General features: G+C 61.7%; 21 protein-coding genes and 1 pseudogene. 13 read left to right on the top strand and 9 right to left on the bottom strand.

The genetic code is table 11. From position 1 onward, the window contains the following. Positions 1 to 62: 62 nt before the first annotated feature. A complete protein-coding gene (locus IVB23_RS16195) occupies positions 63 to 524 on the bottom strand; it encodes a hypothetical protein (RefSeq protein WP_165935885.1) in 462 nt (153 codons plus the stop codon). A 184-nt stretch (positions 525 to 708) separates the two neighbouring features. On the opposite strand from IVB23_RS16195, the gene IVB23_RS16190 reads away from it, so the two are divergent. Together IVB23_RS16190 and IVB23_RS16185 are read left to right on the top strand one after the other, a co-directional pair. Beyond that, a complete protein-coding gene (locus IVB23_RS16190) occupies positions 709 to 1,002 on the top strand; it encodes a hypothetical protein (protein WP_247804232.1) in 294 nt (97 codons plus the stop codon). Positions 1,003 to 1,046: 44 nt separating this feature from the next. After that, on the top strand, positions 1,047 to 1,577 hold the full coding sequence (locus IVB23_RS16185; protein WP_197968974.1) for a DUF3617 family protein: 531 nt from the start codon (positions 1,047 to 1,049) through the stop codon (positions 1,575 to 1,577). Between the two features lie 162 nt (positions 1,578 to 1,739). Here the strand turns inward: IVB23_RS16185 and IVB23_RS16180 are convergent, their stop codons facing one another. The 3 genes from IVB23_RS16180 to IVB23_RS16170 form a co-directional block, all read right to left on the bottom strand. Further along, a complete protein-coding gene (locus IVB23_RS16180; RefSeq protein WP_247804231.1) occupies positions 1,740 to 3,038 on the bottom strand; it encodes an IS4 family transposase in 1,299 nt (432 codons plus the stop codon). A 325-nt stretch (positions 3,039 to 3,363) separates the two neighbouring features. Further along, the gene (locus tag IVB23_RS16175) at positions 3,364 to 4,788 is read right to left on the bottom strand and encodes a methyl-accepting chemotaxis protein (protein WP_247804230.1); all 1,425 of its coding nucleotides are present in this window, start codon (positions 4,786 to 4,788) and stop codon (positions 3,364 to 3,366) included. 118 nt (positions 4,789 to 4,906) lie between these two features. After that, on the bottom strand, positions 4,907 to 6,655 hold the full coding sequence (locus IVB23_RS16170; RefSeq protein WP_247804229.1) for a methyl-accepting chemotaxis protein: 1,749 nt from the start codon (positions 6,653 to 6,655) through the stop codon (positions 4,907 to 4,909). Between the two features lie 204 nt (positions 6,656 to 6,859). Here IVB23_RS16170 and IVB23_RS16165 point away from each other — a divergent pair, with 204 nt between their 5' ends. From IVB23_RS16165 to IVB23_RS16145, 5 genes are all read left to right on the top strand, one after another. Continuing rightward, a complete protein-coding gene (locus IVB23_RS16165) occupies positions 6,860 to 7,606 on the top strand; it encodes a YebC/PmpR family DNA-binding transcriptional regulator (RefSeq protein ID WP_247804227.1) in 747 nt (248 codons plus the stop codon). 235 nt (positions 7,607 to 7,841) lie between these two features. Further along, positions 7,842 to 8,369 (top strand): crossover junction endodeoxyribonuclease RuvC, encoded by a 528-nt coding sequence (ruvC, locus tag IVB23_RS16160; protein WP_197964932.1) that lies wholly within the window; start codon positions 7,842 to 7,844, stop codon positions 8,367 to 8,369. A gap of 240 nt (positions 8,370 to 8,609) precedes the next feature. Beyond that, positions 8,610 to 9,227 carry a Holliday junction branch migration protein RuvA gene (ruvA, locus tag IVB23_RS16155; RefSeq protein WP_247804225.1) on the top strand — a complete coding sequence of 206 codons (618 nt, stop codon included), beginning with the start codon at positions 8,610 to 8,612 and terminating at the stop codon, positions 9,225 to 9,227. Next, positions 9,224 to 10,282, top strand: coding sequence for a Holliday junction branch migration DNA helicase RuvB (ruvB, locus tag IVB23_RS16150; protein WP_247804224.1), 1,059 nt, complete (start codon positions 9,224 to 9,226; stop codon positions 10,280 to 10,282). The genes ruvA and ruvB overlap by 4 nt, the downstream gene beginning before the upstream one ends. Before the next feature lie 127 nt (positions 10,283 to 10,409). Continuing rightward, the gene (locus IVB23_RS16145) at positions 10,410 to 11,330 is read left to right on the top strand and encodes a metallophosphoesterase (protein WP_247804222.1); all 921 of its coding nucleotides are present in this window, start codon (positions 10,410 to 10,412) and stop codon (positions 11,328 to 11,330) included. Between the two features lie 129 nt (positions 11,331 to 11,459). Here the strand turns inward: IVB23_RS16145 and IVB23_RS16140 are convergent, their stop codons facing one another. The 3 genes from IVB23_RS16140 to queD form a co-directional block, all read right to left on the bottom strand. Then, the gene (locus tag IVB23_RS16140) at positions 11,460 to 13,163 is read right to left on the bottom strand and encodes a recombinase family protein (protein ID WP_247804221.1); all 1,704 of its coding nucleotides are present in this window, start codon (positions 13,161 to 13,163) and stop codon (positions 11,460 to 11,462) included. Between the two features lie 1,174 nt (positions 13,164 to 14,337). Next, positions 14,338 to 14,481 carry a hypothetical protein gene (locus IVB23_RS16135; RefSeq protein WP_247406398.1) on the bottom strand — a complete coding sequence of 48 codons (144 nt, stop codon included), beginning with the start codon at positions 14,479 to 14,481 and terminating at the stop codon, positions 14,338 to 14,340. A gap of 485 nt (positions 14,482 to 14,966) precedes the next feature. Next, complete coding sequence (gene queD / locus IVB23_RS16130) at positions 14,967 to 15,329, bottom strand: 6-carboxytetrahydropterin synthase QueD (RefSeq protein WP_018454585.1); 363 nt, start codon at positions 15,327 to 15,329, stop codon at positions 14,967 to 14,969. A 787-nt stretch (positions 15,330 to 16,116) separates the two neighbouring features. Here queD and IVB23_RS16125 point away from each other — a divergent pair. From IVB23_RS16125 to IVB23_RS16110, 4 genes and pseudogenes are all read left to right on the top strand, one after another. After that, positions 16,117 to 17,544, top strand: a complete 1,428-nt coding sequence (locus IVB23_RS16125; RefSeq protein WP_247804220.1) for an MATE family efflux transporter — start codon at positions 16,117 to 16,119, stop codon at positions 17,542 to 17,544. Positions 17,545 to 18,170: 626 nt separating this feature from the next. Further along, entirely contained in the window at positions 18,171 to 18,464 is a 294-nt protein-coding gene (locus IVB23_RS16120; RefSeq protein ID WP_247804914.1) for a hypothetical protein, read from the top strand. Further along, positions 18,461 to 19,525, top strand: a complete 1,065-nt coding sequence (locus IVB23_RS16115) for an IS630 family transposase (protein WP_247804218.1) — start codon at positions 18,461 to 18,463, stop codon at positions 19,523 to 19,525. Before IVB23_RS16120 ends, IVB23_RS16115 begins: the two co-directional genes overlap by 4 nt. Before the next feature lie 12 nt (positions 19,526 to 19,537). Continuing rightward, positions 19,538 to 19,927 (top strand): annotated as a pseudogene (locus tag IVB23_RS16110) (glutamate dehydrogenase); the annotation flags it as partial. A gap of 471 nt (positions 19,928 to 20,398) precedes the next feature. Here the strand turns inward: IVB23_RS16110 and IVB23_RS16105 are convergent. After that, positions 20,399 to 22,105, bottom strand: a complete 1,707-nt coding sequence (locus IVB23_RS16105) for an outer membrane beta-barrel protein (protein WP_247804216.1) — start codon at positions 22,103 to 22,105, stop codon at positions 20,399 to 20,401. A 1,785-nt stretch (positions 22,106 to 23,890) separates the two neighbouring features. Continuing rightward, positions 23,891 to 24,505, bottom strand: a complete 615-nt coding sequence (locus IVB23_RS16100; RefSeq protein WP_247347483.1) for an IclR family transcriptional regulator — start codon at positions 24,503 to 24,505, stop codon at positions 23,891 to 23,893. Positions 24,506 to 24,744: 239 nt separating this feature from the next. On the opposite strand from IVB23_RS16100, the gene IVB23_RS16095 reads away from it, so the two are divergent. Next, positions 24,745 to 25,533, top strand: a complete 789-nt coding sequence (locus tag IVB23_RS16095) for an ABC transporter ATP-binding protein (protein WP_247299133.1) — start codon at positions 24,745 to 24,747, stop codon at positions 25,531 to 25,533. After that, entirely contained in the window at positions 25,517 to 26,290 is a 774-nt protein-coding gene (locus IVB23_RS16090) for an ABC transporter permease (protein WP_247804913.1), read from the top strand. Before IVB23_RS16095 ends, IVB23_RS16090 begins: the two co-directional genes overlap by 17 nt. Positions 26,291 to 26,304 lie beyond the last annotated feature (14 nt).

Genomic DNA, 26,304 nt, shown 5'->3' with positions numbered 1-26,304 from the left:
GAACAAAATTCGAGCCGGTTGTCGTCCACCGGTTGATCAGCCCGAATCAGACGCTCTTCGGATCAGGGCTTGGCGGAGCGGCAGGCCGGATTGTAGGCCCAGTTGCGATCGAGTCCGACCACGCACCATTCGACACCGTCGCCGTAGCCGGCAAAGCCGCCATCCTCCATGATCGAGAAGTGCACCTTGCGCACCTTGCCGTCATTGAGCAGGGCCTCGCCGGTGCAAAAGCGGCGCGGAATGTTGTCGGACTGCCAGGGTCGGAACGCGACCTCGCGAACGGCGGAGAAGCTGGTGATCTTCAACGAGGAATTCCAGAACGAGCTCTCTTTTTCCCAGAACTGGGTGGCGATCGTCGGCAGGGCCTTGTCGCAATCGACGACGGCGCCGTCGTAGCGCGGTCCGCTCAGCCAGAAATTCAGCTCGAGCGGATTGGCGGCCCTGGCCTCGCCGAGCGACAGCGCCCCGAACATGAGGCCGAGCAGAGCAGCAAAGCGAAGCGATTTCGGGGAGGGGGCGCGCATGGTCAATCCAGACAGCTTAGGTCTTGCGAAGTTCAGACGGTGCCGCGAAGGCCGGGGCAGGTCAAGTGCAGCGCGGCAACACTTGGCGAGGAGTTGACCGGAACGTCGCGGCCAACCGGGCTTCTGTTCTTTTCACTTCCATCCCGGCACCGTAGACTGGCGCCAGCCAATTGGAGTGACGGGAATGCGAATCATTGCGGCCGCTGGCCTTCTTGCCCTGGGTATGATGGCGAGCCAGTCGGCGCGGGCCGACATCCTTCCGGTGCCGCCGTTCAAGGGCAACGACACCGGCGGGATCATCGCCTATTCGATGGCGACCCAGGTCGACGCGCGTCAGGTCGCGGTCGATCACTGCGCACGCTACGGCAAGGTCGCCAAATTCCTCGCGGTGCAGGGCTATGACGGCGGCTACATCTCGTTCGCCTGCCGCTGGGTGCCCTATGGTGCCGCCGATCGCCCGATCCGCACGCTCTACTGAGGCGCTGTCGTAACGCCGCACTTTCTCGGCCGGGAGCCTCCCACATGACGCGCAAACTCGCTTTGCTCGGCCCGACGCTTTGCCTCGCGTTGTCGGCAGGCAGCGCCAGCGCCGACGACCTGCCGGTGCGCAAGGCCGGTCTTTGGGAAATGAAGCTGGTCTCGACCGGCTCGCCGGTCCCCGAAATGACCATGCAGCATTGCACCGACGAGACCGTCGACAAGGAGATGAGCAACAACGTCTCGCCGATGGCCAAGCAGATCTGCGCCAAGCAGGAGATCAAGAAGACCGCGACCGGCTATGTCAGCGATTCCGAATGTAGCGTCGCCGGCGTCAGCACGACGTCGCATGCCGAGATCACGGGCGATTTCAACTCGGCCTACACGGTGAAGACCACCTCGCACGCGCAAGGCGGCGTCGCCGGCGCGGCCGGCCGCGATAGCACCATGACGCTGCAAGCCAAGTGGCTGGGCGCCTGCAAGCCGGACCAGAAGCCCGGCGACATCGTGATGCCCGGCGGCTTCAAGATGAACGTGCGCGACATGGACAAGCTGAAGGCGCTGCTGCCGAAGTAGGTGTGCTATTTCCCTCTCCCCTTGTGGGCCTTGTGGGAGAGGGTGGCTCGCCGCGTTAGCGGCGAGACGGGTGAGGGGTTTCTCTCCGCGAATTCAAATGAGACTTGCACGCGCGGAGAGATACCCCTCATCCGGCGCTTCGCGCCACCTTCTCCCACAAGGCTAAGGCGTGCACATATCTCGGAGCCTCCAACCGGCTGACATTTGCTTGAAGCGGTGCCATCCTCTGCGCATAGTGATGGGACCTGGTGGCCGCTCCGAGGCGTAGCCGGTCCATCCTCCGAGGCGAGCGATGATCCATGCGAGCCATGCGACAGAGTGCTTGGAGTGAGGGTTCTTTTGCTTGTCAGTCCTGCCTTCGAGCTGGACCTGCAAGATTTCGAGGATCGGCAGTTGGTCCGGAGGCACCACGTCGGTGGCGGGGCGGTCGACCGTGCCATCACGGGCGAGGACGAGCTGCATGATCTTGGTAGCTGCCGTCATCGCGATGGCAGCGAGCTTGAACAATGCCTCAGCCGCCTCGACTTGGCTGCTCTCGATGTCGAGGCCTTGGCTTTTACTGGTGCGGAACAACTGCTCGATGTGCCAGCGCTGACGGTACCAATCAACGATCTGCAGCGCCTGCTTCACGGTCGTCACCGTATGAGTGGTGAGAAGGCGCCAGTGGATCGACTCCCCGATAACGGGATCCAGTTCCTTCACTTCAACCAAGCGCAACGTCAATTGACGCGCAGCTTTCCGGTCGCTGCAGTTGGCCGGGCGCTTGATGGTCACCCCGCCAAAGCGCAGTGCGATCTTGGCCGTTCGTGCCGCACGGCCGGGCTGTGCCCGAACCTCCAAGTCGAAGCTATGCTGGACCGGCCAACTTTCGGCAATATCAAACAGCTTTCCGCCGCCCACCAGGGCGCGATCGCGACAGGCACGTGTAAGCAAATGGGTCCGTGCGTCAGGAATCCGGTCAAATTCCTCGTAAATGTCGCTCTCACGGTCGCCAACCACCGTGACCATCGCCGCAGCAGCAAGCGCACTCTTGGCGTCGGCCGCGCTCTTTATCCAACGATAGGACTCCTTCTCTTCGATTGGCTGGCTCTGGTAATCGGGCGACGCAGGCCCCTGGCGCGTCCAAATCTGCATCCCAGCGAGCCCGAGCAAGGCTCCGCTCCCGGCGTCAACGGCCAACACCGGATGCACAAACAGGCCTGGGTCAATCCCGTTCCCGGAAGGGCCAAGGCCGCGGACCCGGCCCGCATGCCTCGCGTAGTTCAGTTCCGTCGTGTCCTGGATCGCAAGCACATGCAGGCCTGCACACTGCTTCGACAGCACCTCTGCGCCATGCCCGACGATCTCGTCCACCGTTACGCTCGGATTGTTCAGCCACCGGCTGAAGCCGACCCATTCGGCGCGGCCATCGGCCGCTGCTCGCAGATTCATCGTCACGCGTTCGACGGCGCGCCGCAACAACAGCGCCCCCTTTTGGCCAGTCGAACGTCTCCAAAACGGCCGACCGACCAATCCATTCCTGCCTTCAATGCGGTTATCCTTCTTAACCGCATTACAAAGAATCAGACTCGATTCACTTAAGGCAAGAAAATTCTGTGCACGCCTTAGCCCACAAGGGGAGAAGGGAAGGGGAGGATTTCGGAATAATAGCATTCTACCTCTGTTTGGCCCGACGAGTCAAAGCGCGCCATGGCATGCCGGCGCAAGCCATTGATTTCGCACACCCCGGCTACTGTGCATGGGGTTGTTTTTCAGGTTTTTGATTCAAGGGCCGCAGGAGCGCCCGTCAGCCCTGACGAAAGCCCATCCGGAAGGCGCCCCAATGCCTGCCGCGGATCATGATCGGCGAGGACAGGTCCTTCATCAGCACGAACTGCCCGCCGCCCATGTCGCGGCGGTAGGTCTGCAGCAGGAACGGCTTCGTGTTGGCTGCGACCTTCTTCACCGTGCGGTCGGTGAACAGGCGGCGGTTGCGGCAATTGGCGTTGTTCCAGACCGGGTCCTTGCCTTGCGGCAGCCGGTAGTTCGGATTGTGGGTCGGCAGATAGCCGCCCCTCGCCCAGGCGACGCAGAACACGATGCGGGGATCGGATTTCTGGATCGGGTCCTGGATCGCGGGCAGCACGCGGTCGGTGAACGCGACGTAGTCGGTGAGGTACTGCTTCGGATCGGTGCCTGATATCTCGCGGTAGTTCTCGTCCATGAGCTGGTCGAGCGTGATCTCGCCGCGGTCGATCGCAGCTTCGAACTCCGCCGAAATCCGCTTCGCGGTGTCGACGACGACGCGGATCAGCGGCGCGTCCGACGTCTCCACGCCGCTGTCGGCGATCAGCGCGATCAGGCCTTCGGAAGCGTCGAGCAATTTCGCCACCCGCTCGTCGGCGTTCTTGAGGTCGCGCGAGGACAGGTCGACGCCCTTGGCGAGCTCGTTGAGCTCGCTGATGACGATGTCGCAATGTCCGAGGTTGGAGGTCGCCGCGCGCGTGACGCTGCCGATCTCCGCCTCCACGGAGGCGAAGCCCTGCTGGACGCGTGAGATGATGCCGGAGATCGCTTGCGCGCCTTCGCCGGCGGTCTTGGCGCGCTGCGAAGCGTCGCTGCTCTCGCCGATCAGACCTTCGATCTGGCCGTCGAGATCACGCACGGTGTCGGAGATCTCATGCGTGGCCTGGCGGGTGGCTTCCGCGAGGTTCTTGACCTCGCTCGCGACCACCGCGAAGCCGCGGCCGGCATTGCCGGCGCGCGCCGCCTCGATGGTGGCGTTGAGGGCGAGCAGATTGGTCTGCTTCGCGATCGCCTCGATCGAGCCGGAGACCTTCGCCACCTGCGCCAGCGCCGAGCCGACGGCGGACAGGCGCGCCTCGATCCGCTCCACGGCCGCGACGAGTTCGGAGATATGGCTGACCGCGGTGTCGACGGCGCTGCGCGATTGCGCGATCTCGCCGACTGCCGCGGACGTCGTCGTTTGCACGGCCTGCGATGCGTTGGCGATGTCGTGGTTGGCCGACACCATCGTCTCGGCCGTCTCCTGCAGGTGGTGGAACCGTTCCGACTGGTTCGCGACGCGGTTTGCGACCTCCTGGACGTTGCCGGCGATGTCGGCGAGTTCCACGCCGAGGCCGCCGATGCGGTCGGCGAGCTGATCGATCAGCCGCTCGGCGAGCGACCTGTTGGATGCGGTGTCCAATACTGCAAGCTGTGCCTGGGACATGTACGGGCTCTCTCCAGTCAGGGCCGTTGATCGGCTCTCGGCGGCATTCCCATTCCAGTTTCGGCTTAGAGGATGATTCGCGGCCGGTGTCTTGCCCAAGAGTGCACTCGGGAGAGCACTACAGCTTGTAGGCCGTGCGGAAGCCACCCCAGTGACGGCCCTGCACGCGGATCGGGACGTCGATCTCGCGCATCATCACCGTGTTGCCGTTGCCCATGTCCCGCGCATAGCTCTGGACCAGGTACGAGCGCAGGTTGCGCGCGGCGGCGAGCCCCGCCGGATCGTTGAACATCCGCCGGTTGCGGCTGTTGGCCGTGTTCCAGGCGACGTCGCCCGGCCGCTGCGGATGCGAATAGATCTTGTTGTGCACCGGCAGGAAGCCGTTGCGGTCGACCATGGCGCAGAACGCCATCCGCGGCTCCCTCGCCAGGAAGGCTTCCTGGAACGGCGGCAGGGCCCGGTCGGCCCAGTCCAGATATCTCGTGCGGAATTGCTGCGGATTGGTGCCCGCAATTTCCACATAATCCGTGTCGAACAGGTCCTCCAGCTTAACCTCGCCGCGCGCAACCGCCTGCTCGAATATCTTCGTCAGCGCATTGCCCGCCTCCATGGCACGGGTGACCAGCTCCGTGTTCTCCTCATGGATCGACCAGAGCTTGTCCTCGACCTTCTCGCCGAGCGCGGCGCCGGCACCAACGAATTGCGCGCGGGCGCCGGCCTTGGACTGCTCGACCACGCGCAGGCGGCAGGCGCCGATGTCTTCGAGTGTGCCTTCGATCAGCGCTTGCGGTGCGAGCCTGCCTGCATCCGCGCCGCCGATCAGAACGCCGTCCATCGCGATTTCATAGACCGGCATCACCCCGCGCGTGGTCTCGAATCTGAGATGGCAGGGCAGCCGCTCGGTCTTGCGGCGGTCGTCGTGCTCGCTCTGGCCGAGCAGCACGGCGCAGCGCGATTTCAGCTTTTGAGCAAAAGTGGTGACGGCCTTGCCGGCACTGGCGACGCTCTCGCCATGGGTCTCGGCCGCCTTGGTCGCGGCATCGATCTCGGCCGCGCTCTCGCCGACCGAGATGATGAACTCCGAGGCGCTGGCGGCATTGCCGGAGACTTCGCTGGTCGTGGCGTTCTGCTCGGCGACCGCGCCGTTGACGGTGTCGAACACCGGGCGGATCGCCTCGATCGCCTGCGAAATGCGGTGCACGGCATCGGCAGAGCCGGCGGCGTCGCGCTGGAGCGCGTCGATCTTCCTTGTGATCTCTTCCGTCGCTCCCTGCGTCTGCACCGCGAGCGCCTTGACCTCGGTCGCGACGACCGCAAAGCCTCTGCCCGCATCGCCGGCGCGTGCGGCCTCGATGGTGGAGTTGAGCGCGAGCAGCGTCGTCTGCCGCGCGATCTGTGCGATCAGATTGACGACGTTGCCGATGGCGGCGGAGGATTCGCGCAGGCGCTCGACATTGGCGCGGGCTTCCTGCGCCGCGGCGCTGGCCTCGTCGGCGAGCTTGCCCGCATTCCGGACCTGCGCGCCGATTCCTTGCGCGGACTGGGTGAACTTGTCGGCGGCATGGGCGAAGGTGGAGGCGGTCGACTGCGCCGCGTTGGTCCGACCGGTCAGGGCGTCGGTGCGGTCGCGAATGGCGGCAAGCGTCGCGGCGGTCGCCTCGGCGCCTCCGGCCACCGAATTGGCGGCGCGTTCGAGCTGGCGGATCATGGCGCCGAGCTCGAGTTCCAGCAGTTCCAGGATTTCCCGGGCCGAATCACTGTCGACGGCCGGGGCGCGCGCGGAATCGGCCGCCGGCTGCGGAGCCTCCAGGGCTGTCGCAGGCGCAGCCGGGTCCGGCAGACGCTTCTGAAATAATCCGAACGCCATCGGGCCTCTCTTGTCGGAGAACGGTCGGGCGCTATTTTCGCAGTCCGGAATGAAATCAGGGTTAACGGTGCCTGACCTCTAGGCACGGGCGAGTACGGTGTTACCTTAAAGTCGTAGAGCCTCTTTCATTTCGGTGGGTTGGCGGCCTATAAGGCCGCGCTTCCCACGTTCACCTTGGCGCACGATTCCTTAACGAGACCACGCATGGCCGGACATTCCCAATTCAAGAACATCATGCACCGCAAGGGGCGGCAGGATGCCCAGAAGTCGAAACTGTTCGGCAAGCTGGCGCGGGAAATCACCGTCGCGGCCAAGCTCGGCACGCCCGACCCCGCCATGAACCCGCGCCTGCGTGCCGCCGTGATCGCCGCGCGCCAGGAGAACATGCCGAAGGACAACATCGAGCGCGCCATCAAGAAGGCGCTCGGCAGCGACGGCGAGAATTATGACGAAATCCGCTACGAGGGCTACGGCCCCGGCGGCGTCGCCGTCATCGTCGAGGCGCTGACCGACAACCGCAACCGGGCCGCCTCCGACATCCGCTCCTTCTTCACCAAGTCCGGCGGCAATCTCGGCGAAACCGGCTCAGTCTCGTTCATGTTCGACCGCACCGGCATCATCGAATACGACCGCAGCGTCGCCTCCGACGATGCGGTGCTGGACGCCGCGATCGAAGCCGGCGCAGACGACGTCGTTTCCGGCGAGAACGGCCACGAGATCTATGCCTCGACCGAAAGCTATCGCGATGTCGCCAAGGCGCTGGAAGCCAAGTTCGGCGAGCCGCGCAAGGCCGCGCTGATCTGGAAGCCGCAGAACACGGTCACCGTCGACGACGAGACCGGCGAGAAGCTTCTCAAGCTGATGGATTTGCTCAACGAGCACGACGACGTGCAGCAGGTCTACGCCAATTTCGAGATATCGGACGCGCTGGTCGCGAAGATGGGCGGGTAGGAGCGCGCGCGTCAGTTCCACACTTTGCTGTCATCGCCCGCGAAGGCGGGCGATCCAGTATTCCAGAGACGTAAGAGGGATACGGATAAGCCGCGGCGTAATGGATACCCCGCCTTCGCGGGGTATGACGCCCGGGTTTGTACCGCGCAGCGCGGCTCATCCGAGACCGCCTTTCCCCTGTTACTTCCGTTCTGTTTCTGTTTCCCCCGCGGCGGCCAGCCGCTATCACTGGCCCATGACTGCGCTCCCGATTCGTGGCCCCGTCCGCATCATCGGCATCGACCCCGGCCTGCGCCGCACCGGCTGGGGCGTAATCGAGGCCGAGGGCAATCGCCTGATCTACATCGCCTGCGGCTCGGTGGAACCGCCGGATGATCTGCCCTTGTCGGGCCGGCTGCTCGCGATCCACGAAGGGCTTGCTTCCGTTCTCTCTAGCCACCAGCCGATGGAAGCGGCGGTCGAACAGACCTTCGTCAACAAGGACGGCGTTGCCACGCTGAAACTCGGCCAGGCCCGCGGCGTCGCCATGCTGGCGCCCGCAATGTTCGGCATCTCTGTCGCCGAATACGCGCCGAACCAGGTCAAGAAGACGGTGGTCGGTGCCGGCCACGCCGACAAGCAACAGATCGCGATGATGCTGAAGATCCTGCTGCCGAAAGCGGAGCCCCCGTCCGCGGACGCCGCCGACGCGCTCGCCATAGCCATCACCCACGCCCATCATCGCCAGAGCACCGCGCTGCGGCTGAAGGTGGTGGGGATATGATGCGCGTCGCGAGGCACAGATGAGCGGCATCGGCGGTGCGCTCCCTCCCCCCTTGTGGGGGAGGGCCGGGGAGAGGGGTAGCCGCAGCGGTGGTGCCGCGGTCGTTGGTGGGCGGCGCACGCGGTGCTCGCGCCTTCGAGAGAATCCCCGTGTGGCACCCCCCTCCCTGACCCTCCCCCACAAGGGGGGAGGGAACGGCGAGTCGTTGCCGTGCGTCCTTCAAGCGATGGGTGCGCAGCGATGATCGGCAAGCTCAAGGGCCTGATCGATTCCTACGGCGAGGATTTCGTCATCCTCGAAGTCGGCGGGGTCGGCTATCAGGTGCATTGCTCCTCGCGCACCTTGCAGCATCTGCCTTCGCCGGGTGAAGCCGCGGTGCTATCGATCGAGACCTATGTCCGCGAGGACCAGATCAAACTGTTCGGCTTCCGCACCGACCAGGAGCGCGAATGGTTTCGCCTGCTCCAGACCGTGCAGGGTGTCGGCGCCAAGGTGGCGCTGGCCGTGCTCGGCACGCTGGCGCCGGCCGATCTCGCCAATGCGATTGCGCTGCGCGACAAGGCCGCGGTGGCACGCACGCCCGGCGTCGGCCCCAAGGTCGCCGAGCGCATCGTCACCGAGCTGAAGGACAAGGCGCCGGCCTTCGCCAATGTCGATCCCGCCGTCGTGCATCTCGCCGGCGCCGTCGACGACCAGCGCGCGCCGCGCCCTGTGGCGGATGCGATCTCCGCGCTGGTCAATCTCGGCTACGGCCAGCCGCAAGCCGCCGCGGCCATCGCATCGGCCTCGCGGAGTGCGGGCGAGAATGCCGAGACCGCGCAGCTCATTCGTCTTGGCCTGAAGGAGCTCGCGAAGTGAGCGATCCCAAGGCCAACCGCATGGTCTCGCCCGAGCGCCGCAGCGACGATGTCGGCGATACCGCGCTACGCCCGCAATCGCTGTCCGACTTCGTCGGCCAGCAGCAGGCGCGCAAGAATCTGTCGATCTTCATCGAGGCGGCGCGCAAGCGTGGCGAGGCGCTGGATCACGTGCTGTTCGTCGGGCCGCCCGGCCTCGGCAAGACCACGCTGGCGCAGATCGTGGCGAAGGAACTCGGCGTCGGCTTTCGTGCGACGTCCGGGCCCGTGATCGCCAAGGCCGGCGATCTCGCCGCGCTCCTCACGAATCTCGAAGAGCGCGACGTGCTCTTCATCGACGAGATCCATCGCCTCAGCCCGGCGGTGGAAGAGGTGCTCTATCCCGCGATGGAGGATTTTCAGCTCGACCTCATCATCGGCGAAGGCCCGGCGGCGCGCTCGGTGAAGATCGAGCTGTCGAAATTCACCCTGGTCGGCGCCACCACGCGGGCGGGCCTGCTCACCAATCCCCTGCGCGATCGCTTCGGCATTCCGGTCCGGCTCAATTTCTACACGATCGAGGAATTGGAGAGCATCGTCAGCCGTGGCGCGCGCGTACTTAATGTCGGCATGAGCGCTGATGGCGCCAACGAGATCGCGCGCCGCGCCCGCGGCACGCCCCGCATCGCCGGCCGGCTACTGCGGCGCGTCCGCGATTTCGCCTCGGCGGCGGATGCCGCCACGATCGACCGCAAGATCGCCGACCACGCGTTGAGCGCGCTCGAGGTCGACGCCGCCGGTCTCGACGCGATGGACCGCCGCTATCTCTCGACCATCGCGCTCAACTATGGTGGCGGCCCGGTCGGTGTCGAGACGATGGCTGCGGCCTTGTCGGAGCCGCGCGATGCCATCGAGGACATCATCGAGCCTTATCTGATCCAGTGCGGCTATCTGCAGCGCACGCCGCGCGGCCGCCTGCTCACCTCGCACGCCTTCCGCCATCTCGGCATCGCCGAGCCCTCGCGCGATGCCGCGGCGCAGTTCGGCCTGTTCGGCACGGATGACAACGACGAGTGATCTGCTGAACCGCGCCGTTCCGGCTTTGATGAATTTCCGTTAACCTCGTGCAGACGATCTGCACGAACGCACCCCAATTCCGCTCCAATCGGATATCATCAAGACGCCGCATCATCATCGGGCTTCCATGATCACGCGCCGTCATCTCATCCGTTCCATCGGTGGTCTGTCCGCCCTCGGCGTCTCGACGGCCGCCTATGGCGTCGGCGTCGAGCCGATGCTGCGGCTCCGCGTCACCCGCTATCATCCGACGCCGCGGCAGTGGCCGGCGGATCTTCCGCTCAAGATCGCCGTCATCGCCGATCTCCATGCCTGCGATCCCTGGATGCCGCTCGACCGGGTCGCGGCCATCGTCGACCGCACCAACGCGCTGAACGCCGACCTCATCGTGCTGCTCGGCGACTATGTCGCCGGCCTGCATCAGGTCACGCGCATCATTCCATGCAGCGAATGGGCACGCGTGCTGGCCGGCCTCAAGGCGCCGCTCGGCGTCCACGCCGTCATGGGCAACCACGACTATTGGGATGACAGGCTCGTGCAGCGAGCCGGGCAGGGAGTGACCGTCGCGCACCGCGCGCTGGAAGCGGCCGGCATCCCCGTCTACGAGAACGACGTCGTGCGCCTCACCAAGGACGGCCGACCGTTCTGGCTCGCTGGTCTCGGCGATCAACTCGCGTTCCTGCCAGCGCGCCGGTTTCGCGGCATGGCGCGGTTCGGCGCCGACGATCTCAGCGCGACGCTCGCCAAGATCACGGACGATGCGCCCGTCATCCTGCTCGCGCATGAGCCCAACATCGCGCCGCGCGTGCCGGCGCGTGTCGCGCTGCAACTGTCCGGCCACACCCATGGCGGCCAGGTCCGCCTGCTCGGCTGGTCCCTCGCGGTGCCGCCGCAGGACGGCGTCCGCCTCGCCTATGGTCATGTCAGGCTGAAATGCGACGTCATCATCTCCGGTGGCCTCGGTTGCAGCATCATGCCGCTCCGCGTCGGGGTGCCGCCGGAGATCGTCGAGGTGAGGCTGGGGCAGACCGCGCCGGTTGTGTCGTAACACGCTTGCGCGGACCGCGGTTTTTGCGCAAAACGGGCCGGCAGCGACAAGCGAAGAGGCTCACGACGTGACTGCCCATCTGGACGGCGAGATCCGCGACGGCCGCCACCACATGCAGGTCCGCGTCTATTACGAGGACACGGACTTCCCTGACTTGCCATTGTCGTAGTAGGCAAACGTGCTGATTTCTCGCGCCTTGCTGCGGTTTTCTGGGAAAAGGTTCTTGCCGTAAAGCGCGGAGCTGTTCAGGTAGGGCGTATATTCGTAGGGCATCCGCTTGCGAACCGGATGCACTACTATGCATTCGATCAAGTTGCGGAAGGCTACGCGAGTTTCGATCGCCTTCGGATTGGCCTTGAGCGCGGTGACCAGTCTTCTAACCTCCGAACGGTATCGGTCACCGAATTTCGGGTGATCGAAGCCAATGACATTTTCGCCGCCAGCGCCCAGCAGCCGCAAGCGCTCTTCAACGCTTTCCCGCTCCAGGTCGCACTCATCGATGCGCTTGAGCAACTCGTCCGGCTTCCGGCGGCTATTTGCGATGGCATATGACAGGCGTTCCATCTCGGTAGTCAACACGCGGCGTCGCCGCTCTAGCTTAGAGTGTTCGCTGCCCTTGTTCCGATCGTTTTTGCGCTCCTCCTTCCAGGCACACATCGCCTCTTCAATGGCTTTCGGCGAAAGCAATTTCAGTTGGATTTTGTCGGAGGCATCCTCGAGCAGAACGTCCATGTCGAAGCTACGGGTGTGCTCGCACGTGCCCCGCTGATGCGCGCTCGCGCATGCCGCGCGCGGTGCACCGTTACGCGAGGATTGAGCGATTCGCATGTGGCCATTGCAGACGCCGCACCGGAGCACACCGGCAAGCGGGTGCTCGTTGTTGCGCGGGATCACGGCGCGACGCCGCGGCTTGCCAGTCGGTCCGAACATAGATACGGCGCGCGCGCTACGAACCTCATGCGCTCGATTCCAGAGCGCTTGCGGCACGATCCGTAGCTCCGGCTTCTTAACTATGATGTGGCGCTCTTCTGGATTGCGGCGCTTCTGTTTCTTCTGGGTCTCCGGGTTGAGAACTGTCGAGCGAACGTTCCAATGTATCTCGCCTATATATAGATCGTTGCCGATAATACCGCGACCATGCCGGCCGCCTGTAATGCACTGGTGATTCCAGGTGGTACGATCAGCCTTGTTCTTGTGACGAGTTGCCCCTGGTGAGGGCACGCCTTCGCGGGTGAGATCAGCGGCGATAGTTCGGGTCGAGCGGCCCGCTGCATATTCGCTGAAGATGCGGAGCACAATCTTTGCTTCGTTGTCATCGATCACGCGTTCGCCCGGCGCGCCCGGCCTCGGTCGATAACCATAGGCGCATGAGCCAGGAATTCTTCCGTTGGCAACAGCGTTGTCATGGCCGCGCCGAACCTTTTCGGCGAGCTGCGGCTTGTAAATCGTGTTGTAGAGACTTGCGATGCTGATGTCAGTGGCGGTCGCATAGACCCCCTTCTGATCCATCAGCTCAACGCCGTTGAACTCGAAAACCTGCTTGAGACGCTGGATGGTTGCGGGATCGCGCGACAAGCGGTCGAAATGCTCAACCACGACTACGTCAAAGTCCCGGTTTCTCACACCGTTGAGTAAACGCTGATAGCCGTCCCGCGCACCTTCGGTAAGACCAGATTTTGCGGCATCGACAAACTCGCCGATGACATCGAGGTCGTTGCGCAATGCGACCTTCCGGCAGAGCAATAGCTGACCATCAATCGAGGTCGCCTTTTGCATGTCGCTGGAATAACGGGCGTATAGTACGGCCGTTTTCTTCGATGACGCTGTCGTCATGTCGGTCCTTTATCGGCTGCCCCGAGCCGTGATTTTCATCCCGTGCGACCTGACGTCCGATAGCGCGCGCCAACTCAAACCAGATTTCCTCATTGTCCGGATTATCCCAGCTCTGAGGATGTGAGGGGGCGAGCGGTCGAATGATCGCTCGTTGTCTTCGGAGAGATCGGGTGCGGGTACGCATTTGCAAACTCGCGAGCAGAAGCTAGCCTACATTTCTGCGCTGCGCTACAGCCAAGCCGCAGCGATTACTCGCAACGCTTCTCGCATGCTGACTTCGGCAGCGTCGAATGAAAATGAAATTGTTGAAGTGCCGCGGCGCGCGTGAGGGCATTCCTAGCGATGAGGCGCGTAGTCGAGAGCAGATACGCTAAGCAAAGCGGAGTAAAAATACTTGCGGGTGACGGCGACGAAGTCCGTGGCTGCGTGAGCTGTGCCTAGCGGACCCGTTCTCGGTTCATGAGGCTTCTCGTACAGTCGTACAGATGTTGTAGTGGCCGGCGCGGAGCGCCGGCTCGTCCATCAACCGCTGGCGGACGGATTGTCGCGCACAGCCCAGACGCCGTGGTTCGACCCAAGGAACCGTCGCTGGTTGGGGCTTTCTTATTCCGTTGGTTCGATGACCCTTGCGTCGAGCCTCCAAGAGCAAGCACTCGCGTGTGGGTGAGCTCCGCAAGCGCGCGTCGAAAAAGCACTGTCAGAAAAACGCTTACTTCTGACAGAGTCCTCCCGTTCCGGCATCCAAGCAGTTCAAAACTGAACTCGCTTCAGCTCCCGTCCGGCGTCTGGATCCCCGCGGATTTCCTCCCTGTCGGCTGGCGAGACACCGTCGATGATGCCCCGTGGCGCCTCACCAGCGCTGGCGATATACGCGACCCGCTGGCCTGTGGTGGGAAGAGCACGCCGAGTCTGCCGTCTCGGCCAAGATCGGGTTGGACAGGATACCTTCGCCGTTTTCCACGAGGAATCAGCCAGCCCGCAACGGGAATCGCGGCTCCGTCGAGGCATTAGGATGGCCGCCTCGGTGCGTCGGAGTGGTGTAATTATGTTTTGTCCTATTTTATTGAACGTCTTCGCGTTTATGCGTCCATGTTTTGTGGGAACGGAGACCACGATGCCAAAGCATCAGACCTCGCTTGAAAAGATCGAGCGCAAGAAGGATGACGCTGTCTTCCTAGTGTGTGAGTTCACCAAGCTCGGCGGTGAAGATCAGGCCTTGCGCGCGCTTCGCACCCCTCTGGGCAAGGGCCGTCTTGTACGGCTCGGCCACGCCCCATGGCCGTGCCAGTCCCTCGAGGCTGACGCCGGATGGCTTCACCGGCGCGGCGCGTCAAGCGCTCGACGAGCGTGGCGTGGAAGGGGAACCTACCGAAGCCGAAAGTGCCCTATGATGAGGGCCTTCTCGACTCAGATTCCCGTCAAACCCGGTCGTCCCTCAAGGCCGCCTCTCGCGTAAAGGTCCTGATCATCATCCATGCAGGCACATACACCAGGTCGTCGCGGGAGGCATAAATCGGCTCAACCCGGGCAATTGGTCCGGCGGGCTTCGGAGGCCTACGGCTGCCGCATTTGCTGATGAAGGCGGCGGCTCATGGCGCTGTCGATGGCTGCCTCGCGCTCCTTGAGATCCTAGCCTTGCAGGGCGCCGTCGTCTGACCTCCCGCGAGATCCAAAGGGCCTCCCGTGAGCGAGGGAATCTGCCCGCGGATCGGGCCGATGAGGAGCCGAAGCGCAGATCGTCGGTTTCGGAGCCGAAGAAGGACAGGCGCGCCGCATCAATACAGCCCAAAATGAGCGCGGAATTCAGCGATCGGGCCCCTCATATTCGGCCCAACAATCTGTCGTCTCGTACACCCTCACGCTCGAGAGTTGCGCAAGGCGCGGTTTCGCGTGCTGCCAGATCCAGATGGCGATATTTTCCGCCGTCGGATTTTCGAGTCCCGGGACTTCGTTCAGGCAATGGTGATCGAGCTTCTTTAGAAGAAGACCGAACGCTTCTTCCATGCTGAAGAAATCCATTACGAACCCGGTGTGCGGATCGACGGGCCCGTTCAGCACGACCTCGACGCGATAGGAATGACCGTGCGTCCGATGACAGCGATGTGTCTGCGGGACGGTCGGAAGTCGGTGCGCTGCCTCGAACTTAAATACCTGGGATATCTTCATCTGATGCCGGGATGTTTGTGACATTGCACGCTGATTCGCCATTTCCGATGAGTCAGGCGTTGCGCGACGGCCTGCCGCATGTGGTCGACGGCGCCAGGGCCGTCTGTGGGCCGAAGCAGAAATCGTCCGAGCCCTCTCATCGAACCGCCGGCACACGGCTGCGGCTACACGAATTTTGAGTTCGTGTCCGCGAGCGATGGCCAGTGCGGCGCGATTTGCTGCCGCAAACCCAGTTACCGCGCCGGCCGGGACCAGCAGCCTGCCGTTCGTCTCGATCGCGACAAGGAACCCGAGATCATGGAGCGCTTGCACGACATCGTCGCCAAACCTAACACTGGTTCTGGGCACGTTCATTGCGTGTGCCATGCAGACGATGGAGCGTCTACTACAAGATCCGGTAGATGCCAAAGCCAAGTTGAGGCTCTAGGGTCCGGCCGCGTTCCCCCGCCGATCATCATCGAGGAAAAACGCAACGGATGAGAAGTCAACAAAAGGGCAGAACGGCACAATATGACTGGCAGAACCTAGGTGGCTACGCACGGACACCTCAATCAGGATCCTCGTTGTTCTACTTAAGAGCCGCAGAAGCCTGCGATTGGCGGGAGGCGTATGCCTAGGGAAAATCCGACCAAGGCAAAAATCAGCTTGTGAAACGTCAAACGGGTCCACGCGATCACGACGATCGATCGGCGCAGATAAACTTATGTACCGCTGTGCAAGAGCGGATCGGAAAAGCTTGCGCTGAGTGCGCGATCAGCGAATTTGGAAAGTAGCGACACGTTCATGCATGAATGAGCCGGATACGGAATTCGCGCTCGAGAGCGAGCGAAGTTTGATGCCACAGAAGAAACAGCACATCGATCTATCGGACCCGAATCTCTCGAGCCTTATCCTGCGGCTCGCCATTCCATCTGTTGTTGGGTTATCGATCCATGCTTTACAGCAGGTCGTCAATGCGATCTTTGTTGGCGCACTTGGCGCGCAGGCGACCGCAGCTGTGAGCATGACCTTGCCGATCATGGTCCTGCTCGCGGCAGCCGCACAGGGAATCGGTGTTGGAACGGCGTCCTTCATATCTCGTCATCTGGGCGCTCGTGAGTACCTAGAGGCGAGTCGAGGCGCAAGTACAGCTCTCGCGCTCACCGCTCCGATTGGCATCATAGTTACCGTCGCTCTGCTTCCTAGTCTGCCAGCGATATTCGCAATCCTCGGAGCGACTCCAACCATCATGCCCGTGGCGCTCGACTACGCGGGAACGCTTTTGTTCGGGAACACCCTGATGCTTCTAAACATCGTTAGCGGGTTCATTGTCAGAGCCGAAGGCGATACGCGATTCAGCATGTGGGCGATGCTTACCGCGTTTCTACTGAACGCTGTGCTTGACCCTGTCTTCATATTCTTGTTTGACCTTGGCGTGCGTGGCGCAGCCCTCGCAACGCTGGTATCGCAGATCGCCGCTATTGGACTTTATATTGCGTATTTTGCGAAGCTTGGCGGGACAGTTCTCGTCAGGATATCTCACATATCATTGCGAGCAGATCGCATCAGACAGCTCGCGTTGGTGGGCGCGCCAGCGACAATGACGAGTATCTTATCGGCTCTTGCGGTTATGCTCTTGTACGGAGCTGCCGCACCGTTCGGCGATGATTCCATCGCTGCAGTTGGAATAGCTGTGCGAATCTTGATGGTCGGCGCACTGCCTATCACCGGGTTCTGCATAGGCGCGCAAGCTATCCTGGGTTTCGGTTGGGGCGCACGCGACTATGTTCGTATTCTGAAGGCTGCGAAGTTCATGCTCTTCGTGACGGTCGCATTCTCCATCGCGTATTCTGCGGCCGTTGTTGTTTTTGCAAGGCCTTTGGTGAGTCTATTTAGCGATAACGAGAATGTCACGGAAATAGCCGTCTCGTCCTGCATCGTGTTCCATCTCTTCTTTGGGCTGTTTGGGGTTCAGAGTTTCGTGACGGCAATGCTTCAGGCGTTTGGGAGAGCACGCCTCAGTGCAATTGTGGCCCTGGCGAGGCAGGGCTATCTCTTCATACCGGCCGTACTTTTATTCCCGGTGGTTGCGGGTTTCGATGGGCTGTTAGCCAGTCAAGCAATCGCTGAGCTGGGCGCCGGAATGATCGCTCTGTTCGTCATGTTCCATCAGTTCGGTGAGCTCAGACGAGCGCTCCGGCACCGTGGCTCAAGAGCGATCGGGATAGCGGGTTGACCTTAGAATGGATGTCATCGAACCCAGAGCATTGGGCGCAAGCCTCCCGAGAAGCTCGCGGCAAGACCGGCTGCCAGTGGGCACGGATTTTGCGGGCTCGCGGGCGTGCGATCCGCGCGGTCCTTCCTCCAGCCGTGCTCCTCGCACTCGCGGATCGCACCGGCTCGCCTAGCGGACGGATCGGGCAGTTCGGCGAGCGATAGCCGATGTGCTCCCGCTCGCCAGGCGGGGTGGCAAGGGCTCTACGCGCGGTCGAAAGGCTCGGCTTTAGCAGAGTGGGTGGTTTCTGCGCTTATGCAGGTTTGTCTCTTAACCCGCGTCTTTGGAGCTGACTTGAATGCCGCCGCTTTGGGTCGACACTTCGCAGGACGCTCTTGAATTTTCGCCTGCCACGATTTGCTGTTGGGCCGTCGTGGCCGCCTCGGTCAATCTCGCTTTCATCGCATTGGTGATATTTCTGGCGTGACCGCGAGACGCAATCTTGCTGATTGGACTAGTTGTCTCACCCGCGTCTGAAACGCGCAACACGCACCAGGGAGCTCGGTGCTCTGAAGCACAAGCATTCCGACGTTTCATATCCAGGCTCAGGAGCTATCGTGACTGTCTGCACTGGGCAAGTGTTTGAGATGGCCGTAAAGCAATTCGAACTGATCGCGAATTATCCCGAGGATACCAGACGACCTAAGAACCCGCCTGCTGATGCCGAAGGAATCTGTCACGGTATTGTTCAAGGCTTTGGAGATGTCGGTTCGATCACCGCACTCGAGCTACACAATATGCGAGCGAAAGTGATCGGAGTCAGAGATCACACGGGCGCGCTTTATCGACCTCGGCGCTCGATATACCACAGCTGGTCGGACATGCTGCCTCCTAGTACCCACTTTTCTTGGAACGTGAGTCGTGATTCAAGATATGGATGATCCCCGAAGCAAGAGAAGTCCGCCTTTCGCGGAAAGATCGCACGGTGCTTGAGGCGTGTTGTCGCTCGCCGGTGACGTTGCAGCGCGATTTGAAGCGGGCGCGGATAGTTCTGTTGGCGGCGGACGGGCGCAGCACCCGCTCGATCGCCAAAGAAGTCGGAGTCCAGCCGCGGATTGTCAGCCTTTGGCGACACCGCTATGCCGATCATGGCCTTGAAGGACTGCACGACAAGCCGCGGCCCGGCAAGCAGCCGATCTATACGAAGGCCACCAACAAGCGGATTCTGAAGCTGCTGGATAAGCCGCCGCCGCAGGGGTTTGCGCGCTGGACCGGCCCGCTGCTGGCCGAGGCGCTGGGCGATGTTGACGTCCAATATGTCTGGCGGTTCCTGCGTAGCCACAAGATTGACCTTGCGGCTCGCAAGTCCTGGTGCGAGAGCAACGACCCGAACTTTACGGCCAAAGCCGCCGATGTTGTTGGCCTCTACGTCGCCCCGCCCGCGAAGGCCATTGTGCTATGCGTGGACGAGAAGCCCTCGATCCAGGCTTTAGAGCGAGCGCAGGGTTATCTGAAGTTGCCCAATGGCCGCGCCTTGACCGGCCAGAGCCACGATTATAAGCGGCATGGCACTACGACATTGTTTGCGGCGCTCGAAGTCGCCACCGGAAAGATCATCGCGGCTCATTCAAAACGCCGTCGCCGCGTCGAGTTCCTCGACTTCATGAACGGCGTTATCGCGGCCTTTCCGGGCCGAAGGCTTCACGTCATCCTCGACAACCTCAACACCCACAAGAAAAACGAGCACTGGCTCAAGGCCCACCCCAACGTGCAATTTCATTTCACGCCGACAAGCGCGTCCTGGCTCAATCAGGTCGAGGTCTGGTTCTCGATCTTGCAGGGGCAGTCACTTAGCGGCTCCTCCTTCACAAGTCTCAAGCAGCTTCAGGAACACATCGATGCCTACGTCAACGCGTACAATGACAAAGCCGAGCCCTTCGTCTGGACCAAGAAAAAGGTTCGTCAACGCCCCTTCAAAGGCCGCCGTATCACTCAGCTCTGATTCCGGGTACTAGGTAGCCTGGATGGCCACTCCAGCGAGCTTGCTCTAGACCCAGGCGAGCTGCTGACGATCCCGTGTGACGTGCTTGTTCCGGCTGCCCGGAACGGGGCATCGACCGCGAAATAGCCAGTAGCAAGGCCATCAGGAGCAGATCTTTCTCATCCCCATATTCTCCGCAACTCGGGCGGTGTCGTGGTCAGCTACTTTGAATGGGGTGCAGGGCTTCCAACGACTATTCTGGGAGGAGGAGGAAGTCACGAGTAGGGAGTATCAACTTTGGATCGTGCTTTCGAGCGCGTCTTGGCGCGAAGCAAACGTGAAAACAATCGCACGGCAGCCATCGCGATAGGTGTCGAGCGCGTTCGTGGAGCAAAAGAAACACGCGGACGGTTTCCCCATTAGTGTGATCTCGCTGAATGTCTTTGTTATCCAGTTCGATATGCCGGGCCGATGACGGACCGGAGTTTCTGCACCGTAGGCCTAGGTGGGTCACCGCCGAAGTTCACGGCGGCGGCCCCTTCTTTACTAGTGAATGAGTGCGTGCGTCTTACGAACCGCCCGTCGATCAGAATTGAACCTTGTTTTCACCCGTCACACTTCGCGAATCGTCCTACAAAGGCAAATGCGGAGCTTGTTGAAGTTACCGATTTCAGCCTGGCGCCGCTTCCACGTTTCCATCAGCTGCTCGACAGTATCTCACTATTATTTGGCGGCGGAATCTAACGTAAATCCGGGCGGGCCACGCCGGTAATGACTTCCAGCGTCGAAAACGCCTAGGACGGTTCAAGGTACTTCTGCCAGGGAAACGCGTACGGCTTCAGGATGCTCGTCCAGCAGGGCTGGTGTCTGGAGCTTGACTAAGGTGGGGCCTTTTCAATTGACCTTGTAAGAGGCCTGAAAGAACGTACCCCAGCGCTCCATGCTGAACTTTGAAAACTGAGTCGCAGTGGTTCCCCGATAACAGCCTGTGCACGTCGTTTCGCTGTCCTTTTCGCTCCACATTGCCCAATAGCGCCCGCCGACGCCGATGCTGAGATTATCGGTAATGAAGTAGGACAACACGCCTTCAACCTGTACACCCCCGCCTCCGTTGCCGCGTTGATCAACGAAGGTCGTCCCCGAGCGCAAGAGATGGTGGTCGCGACCAGCGAAATCGGTCCAAGGCAGGTAAGCGACATCCGTGCTTAAACGCCAACGCTCGGTAAGCATGGTTTCGGCGCTCAGGCCGACGCGAGGTGCATTCCACTGCGTATCCTGGCTGCCAATGATTTGATCAGCCGACGCCGGGCATAGTGTCATGGGGTTGGCAATCTGCATGCATCCCATCGTGTCGGAGTTCTGGGCGTAATAGGCCCAGCCGATAAATCCGCCTAGCTTGTAGTTGGCGCCGCGCAAAAAATCGTAACCCGCGTCGACCGTATAATAGGTGAACCTTCCGTTTGCCTGGCCCGATATCGTGTTGCTATAAGAGACCCCGCTCGGGAGGCTCCAATCTTCATCGTTCATCTTTCCTTTATCGAAGCGCCCGATGCCGACGTTGCTCTTCAGGAACACTCCCCACGGGCTGTCAAGACGGCCAAATAATTCCCCGGAAAGTCCGTCGAGGCCATGGTAGGTGAGCCTTGATACAAGAATGTTAGGATCTCCAGTAGCGATCCCATGGGGAACAGCGCTGGCGTCCCATTGGAATCGTCCCCGGCTGAGCCAGAGCCGCGATCCGCCTTCGAACGACCAACCGGCCGTGTAAGCAATCGGCGGCGCGCCGGCAGGTGCTTTCGCATACAGCGGCGCATCGGCCCATTGCGCCGCCCATGGGGCGGCGCCAAAATGGTAGTTCAACCCGATCTTTCCGATGTGATAGCTGCTGGACAGGCTCGTTGTGTTCGCCGGAAGAATTGCGAACGGCGGAAGCTGCACCGTCGGAGGCGTTGCGACGCTTGGCCCACCGAAATGCAGATAGTCATACTCTACGTTGACCGACCATGCAGACGTAAGCGCTTGTTCGACGCCCAGCCCGATGACGCCACCGACCTGACCATAGTCGAAATGAGTTTTCTTCTGTAGCCCGAGGTCATTGAATTCGTAGTTATTGAGGACGTTGCCCTGATTGTATTGCCAAGCCACGCCTCCCTTGAGATAGGCCAGCGTATGGCCGAGAGCGTCCAACACGTAACCGACGCGACCGGTCCCGGTGGTAAAGAGGTTTGGACCAGCCGTGCAGTTTGCGCTCACAACAAAGCCGGAGGCGGCCAGACAAGTATTTGTGCCATCGGAGACAGCGCCGCTGGCATCTAGTTCGACGCCAAAGACCCAGCCGTTCTTCTGCCAATTGTAGCCGATCTGGCCTCCTGCGAGGAACACTGGGGTATCGACGACGCCGCCATAGATTGACGGACCGTAGGGATTACCGAAGGAGGTTCGGCCGTACCCACCGCCGACGTGCCCGCCAATATAGCCTCCGGACCAGCTCCACACTGCTGGTGGCAGTTTCACTTCTGGCTCAAGGTCCGCCGCATTGGCTGCACCGGTTGCGATGAGCGCAATTGTTGTGGCTCCCGAAAGAAAAACTCCAGATCGCACCAATACTTCCTTCCCTGCATTTTCTCGGTCGACAACCGAGCGCCCTTAAGTTATCGCCGCAGCAAAACGTCGGGGCGGACCAGACGCTAACGGCGATGCGCCGAGCCCGTCCCGAAGACCATCGCACTGCGTGGTGATGATGATGACTGAGTAAAGCAAACCTCGTGCCGAAGAGAGTTCGAAGCTCTGCAGGCACTCCGTGAGGTGTGTAGCGTCAAGTTGCTGACATTTGTCTCAAGACTGACAGTCTGCGCTGCTATCGTCCGACAGGGCGTCGCGCTTCGAACAGTTGTCCCATCGCCCCTCAATACGCCGGTGTAGGGCATGCAACTCCGCATCGTTCAGCGCGGTGATCGAGGAAGCGCCGCTTGGTGTCGTCGGTCCCCGGGGCGATCGCCGCTGCAACCGCGGCCGGCAAGAGAGCTAAAGAACGGCGGCATCAGTTGCGTGATGCTCTCCGCCGACACCATCCAACCGCGCGCCGACTGGTGCTGATCGCCAGCGACGATCTCATTGCCGCCCCCTCAATCGCAATGGCCTCAAGACCGGCAACGGCAATCGCGTACCCCGAGCGCGTCACATCAATGCGCTCGAACTACCATATCCCGGTGTTTAAGCCTGCCGATGGCGGAGTAGTGTGGTCGCCGCCGGGCCGTGTCCCCGTTGGTCTGCTTCACCGGGATCGAGATTGGACCCGTGGCGCCAGCAACGCGCCTGTCGCGATCCGCCCAGTTCCTCGACCTGGTCGAACACCATCTTGATCCTGGACGCGCCGATCCGGGTCTTTCTCATAGCGGTCGCCGGGCTTCATGAAGCCGACGGGCGCTGCCATAACCAACTCGCCCCGGAGCGCCTTCTCACAGCGTGCCGAGAGCGAGCGCTGGCGCAACAGATCCGGTTCGTACTCGTTGAGGCTGCCCCTTACCCCGAGCAGCAGGCGGTCGTTGCCATGCCTCAGCGCTTAGATGGTCTCCTGATCGACCAGAACCGGTATCGGCCACGCGGCACATCTCGATGAGTTGCTGCCAATCCCGACTGTTGCGAGCGAAGCGCGAGACGTCGCGGGCGCAAACCGCACCAACCCTACCAAGGCAAACCTCCGCTACCATTCGCTCGAAGCCGGCGTGTGTAAGCCGCCGGCGGCTGAACGACCGAGATCATCATCGATCACTTCGATCTCTGAATAAGCTGGGTGATGACGGACTGAGATAGGCGGCGTATCAGGCGGATGTCGCGCCTGCCAGAAGCTCTCAAGGAGCGCCGAAAGGTCGAGAGGCCATGGTGCGGTGTGTGGAAACGGCACTGAGCAATGCACGCCGCCGCGCGCCAGTTCAACACCACGCCGAAGATGGTGGCCAAATGGGTCGAACGGCCGCACAATCTGCGCAACGTTCTGGCCGCGCTTGCATCGATGTCAGCGCGCCGCAGCTTGGCCCTCAGCAGATGCCGGCTCCAGAACACCAGCACATATATCCAGCAGCGTAGCCTTTGAAGAAGCCTCCCTCCTGATGCCCGTGTACAGGTGGGTGGCGTCGAGCTCGAGGATGATCTGCGGCGGGATCACTTGGACGACTCCAGGAACGGCTTCAGGGGCGTCACCACTGCACGACGCTCTGTCGTTGTCAGGGCATTCCTTCCACCACCAAATTCTTGTTGCAAAAGAACGCCTCGCCGATTCGCGCCCCGATGCTCCTCAACAATGTGAAAAATGCACGCTGCGCTTAGGAGAGGCCCTGGCGGCACCCGCTGAGCTGTGCGTCATGAACGGAACGCTGCCATTGTAGTTCAGCGCTCGCTTGCGGGCAGCAGACCGATCAGCGCTTTAGCCTCCGACTTCAGAACTAGAATCGCAGCCTTCCGAGCATCTGCATCAAACCGACTCCGAATGGCGGAGACCGAGAGAGCGCCGCGCAATTGGCCATGAACGTCGATCACAGGCACAGCTGCGGCCGCGACCTCACGATCCCGCTCGCCGATCGAGACGTAGAAGCCACGATCTCTGACCTTCTTTCCATCAGTTGATGCAGAATCGCGGTAGGCGGTAAGAACACGGCCGGCAGCGCCGCGGTCAATCGGCAGTCGGTGACCCTCTTCGAGGTGATGCCGGACCGAACGCGGAGAATTGACGCGATAAAGGCAGATGCGCTCGTCGCCCTCCGCGATGTAGAAGGATGCGGTCTCTCCGGTAGCCTCGACCAGACGATGGAGCGAGGGTCTGATCAGGTCACCAAGGTCGAGCCCGCGCTGATAGAGCGCCCCAAGGCGCCATAGCTCCGGTCCGGGTCGAAATAGCCGGTTCGTACCCCGCACCAGGAAGCCATCCGCCTCCAGAGATGCGGCAAGGCGAAGGACTGTGCTCTTGTAGAGGTCAGTCGCATTCGCAATCTCCGTCAGCGTCATCGCGGCGCGCTCCGGGTCGAATGCCTTAAGGATTGCCAGTGCCCGCCCGACCGCATCAACCCCTGTTCTTACCATCGCTACCTCTGGTTCTGCTCTGCAGAACCAATAGTCAAAATGACGCCAGGAGTCCACCCAAGTTAGCGCGAGCACAATCCTGCACGACAGAATACGATTGACTCCTCGTGAGAACGCGAGCTACTCGGTTCCAGGTTTCAGAACAAGTTCTATGGAGCGAAACAATGGGGCGGCCGGGACTTGCCGTGGACTTGCACGACGTCATGATTCGCTTCGGCGACTTCACGGCAGTCAAAAGCATGAACCTCCAGGTGGCCGAGACGGAATTCGTTGCAGTGGTGGGGCCGACCGGCTGCGGAAAATCGACCATTCTCAACACTGTCACCGGACTGCTGAAGCCCGCCGCCGGCGACGTTCGCATTTTCGGCAAGTCTCTTACGGGCCTGAACGGTCAGTCCGGCTACATGCTTCAACAGGAAGGGCTGCTGCCCTGGAAGACCGCCCAGGACAATGTCGGCCTCGGGCTCGTCTTTCAGGGCAGGTCGGTCGCGAAAGCGCGCGAGCAGGCACGGCCCTGGCTCGCCAAGGTCGGATTGAAGGGATTCGAGGAGCGCTATCTGCATCAATTGTCCGGCGGCCAACGCAAGCGCGTTGCGATGGCACAAACCCTCATCATGGAGCCCAAAATCGTTCTCATGGATGAGCCGTTCTCCGCGCTGGACGTTCACACACGCCGACTCATGCACCGCATCCTGCTCGACCTCTGGCAGGCGGACCGGCGCTCGCTCATCTTCATCACCCATGATCTCGATGAGGCGATCACGCTGGCGGACCGCGTCGTTGTGATGTCTGCCGGTCCCGCCAGCCGCATGGTTGCCGACGTCAGGATCACGCTCCCTCGTCCGCGCGATGTTTCTGCGCTGCAGACCACCGACGAATTCGTCGCGCTCTATCGTGAAATTTGGTCGCTGCTCGGCGCCGAAGTGGAGAAAAGCTATGTCACGCAGGGGTAGGGTCGCTCTCACGCAGTTCGCCATCCTGCTTGGCATGATCCTGATCTGGGAATTGGGCGTCTGGGCCGGACTGATCGATCCCTTCTTCTTTCCGGCACCGTCGACACTTGTCGTAAGGATCGGGGAGTGGATGTCGACGGCGGACTTTTGGGGCGATATTGGCATAACATTGCTGGAGACGGTCCTGTCGTTCCTGGCTGGCATCGGGATCGGCACAGCGCTTGGGATCTGGCTGGGCTTAAGCCCATTTGCTGCCGAAGTCGTTCAGCCCTTTATCAAGATGTTCAACGCCATCCCGCGGATCTTGCTTGGACCCATTTTCGTCATCTGGTTCGGATTGGGCCTCATCTCCAAGGTTGCGCTCGGCGTCACGCTGGTTCTATTCGTCGCATTCTTCAATACGTTCCAGGGCGTCCGCGAGGTCAATCCGGTCGTGCTGGCGAATGCCCGCCTGCTGCGTGCATCGAAGTCGTCCCTGCTACGGCACGTCTACCTGCCGTCCGCCACGACCTGGATTTTGTCGAGCCTGCGGGTGTCCGTCGGCATGGCTGTGATGGGAGCCGTGGTCGCGGAATATCTCGGCTCGTCCGCAGGATTGGGGCACTTAATTGCGCAGGCCGAAGGCGTCCTCGATGCGACCGGAGTGTTCGCAGGAATTATCGTTCTCTCCGCCTTCGTCGTTGTCCTCGATGCCATTGTCGACTGCGCGGAAAAGCGGCTCCTGGTCTGGCGGCCGGCGCCTGCGAACGAAAGCTGATCGTACGCTCTCCC

It is taken from the genome of Bradyrhizobium sp. 191 (genome assembly GCF_023100985.1).
Classification (GTDB): Bacteria; Pseudomonadota; Alphaproteobacteria; order Rhizobiales; family Xanthobacteraceae; genus Bradyrhizobium; species Bradyrhizobium diversitatis.
The sequence above is the reverse complement of the archived record's forward strand: the minus strand, read 5'-3'. Positions and strand labels throughout refer to the sequence as shown.

Excerpts from the sequence above, each read along its gene's own strand:
- IVB23_RS16195 (WP_165935885.1), bottom strand. The coding sequence starts at position 524 with ATGCGCGCCCCCTCCCCGAAATCGCTTCGCTTTGCTGCTCTGCTCGGC.
- IVB23_RS16190 (WP_247804232.1), top strand. The coding sequence starts at position 709 with ATGCGAATCATTGCGGCCGCTGGCCTTCTTGCCCTGGGTATGATGGCG.
- IVB23_RS16185 (WP_197968974.1), top strand. The coding sequence starts at position 1,047 with ATGACGCGCAAACTCGCTTTGCTCGGCCCGACGCTTTGCCTCGCGTTG.
- IVB23_RS16175 (WP_247804230.1), bottom strand. The coding sequence starts at position 4,788 with ATGTCCCAGGCACAGCTTGCAGTATTGGACACCGCATCCAACAGGTCG.
- IVB23_RS16170 (WP_247804229.1), bottom strand. The coding sequence starts at position 6,655 with ATGGCGTTCGGATTATTTCAGAAGCGTCTGCCGGACCCGGCTGCGCCT.
- IVB23_RS16165 (WP_247804227.1), top strand. The coding sequence starts at position 6,860 with ATGGCCGGACATTCCCAATTCAAGAACATCATGCACCGCAAGGGGCGG.
- ruvC (WP_197964932.1), top strand. The coding sequence starts at position 7,842 with ATGACTGCGCTCCCGATTCGTGGCCCCGTCCGCATCATCGGCATCGAC.
- ruvA (WP_247804225.1), top strand. The coding sequence starts at position 8,610 with ATGATCGGCAAGCTCAAGGGCCTGATCGATTCCTACGGCGAGGATTTC.
- IVB23_RS16145 (WP_247804222.1), top strand. The coding sequence starts at position 10,410 with ATGATCACGCGCCGTCATCTCATCCGTTCCATCGGTGGTCTGTCCGCC.
- IVB23_RS16140 (WP_247804221.1), bottom strand. The coding sequence starts at position 13,163 with ATGACGACAGCGTCATCGAAGAAAACGGCCGTACTATACGCCCGTTAT.
- queD (WP_018454585.1), bottom strand. The coding sequence starts at position 15,329 with ATGAAGATATCCCAGGTATTTAAGTTCGAGGCAGCGCACCGACTTCCG.
- IVB23_RS16125 (WP_247804220.1), top strand. The coding sequence starts at position 16,117 with ATGAATGAGCCGGATACGGAATTCGCGCTCGAGAGCGAGCGAAGTTTG.
- IVB23_RS16120 (WP_247804914.1), top strand. The coding sequence starts at position 18,171 with ATGGCCGTAAAGCAATTCGAACTGATCGCGAATTATCCCGAGGATACC.
- IVB23_RS16115 (WP_247804218.1), top strand. The coding sequence starts at position 18,461 with ATGATCCCCGAAGCAAGAGAAGTCCGCCTTTCGCGGAAAGATCGCACG.
- IVB23_RS16100 (WP_247347483.1), bottom strand. The coding sequence starts at position 24,505 with ATGACGCTGACGGAGATTGCGAATGCGACTGACCTCTACAAGAGCACA.
- IVB23_RS16095 (WP_247299133.1), top strand. The coding sequence starts at position 24,745 with ATGGGGCGGCCGGGACTTGCCGTGGACTTGCACGACGTCATGATTCGC.
- IVB23_RS16090 (WP_247804913.1), top strand. The coding sequence starts at position 25,517 with ATGTCACGCAGGGGTAGGGTCGCTCTCACGCAGTTCGCCATCCTGCTT.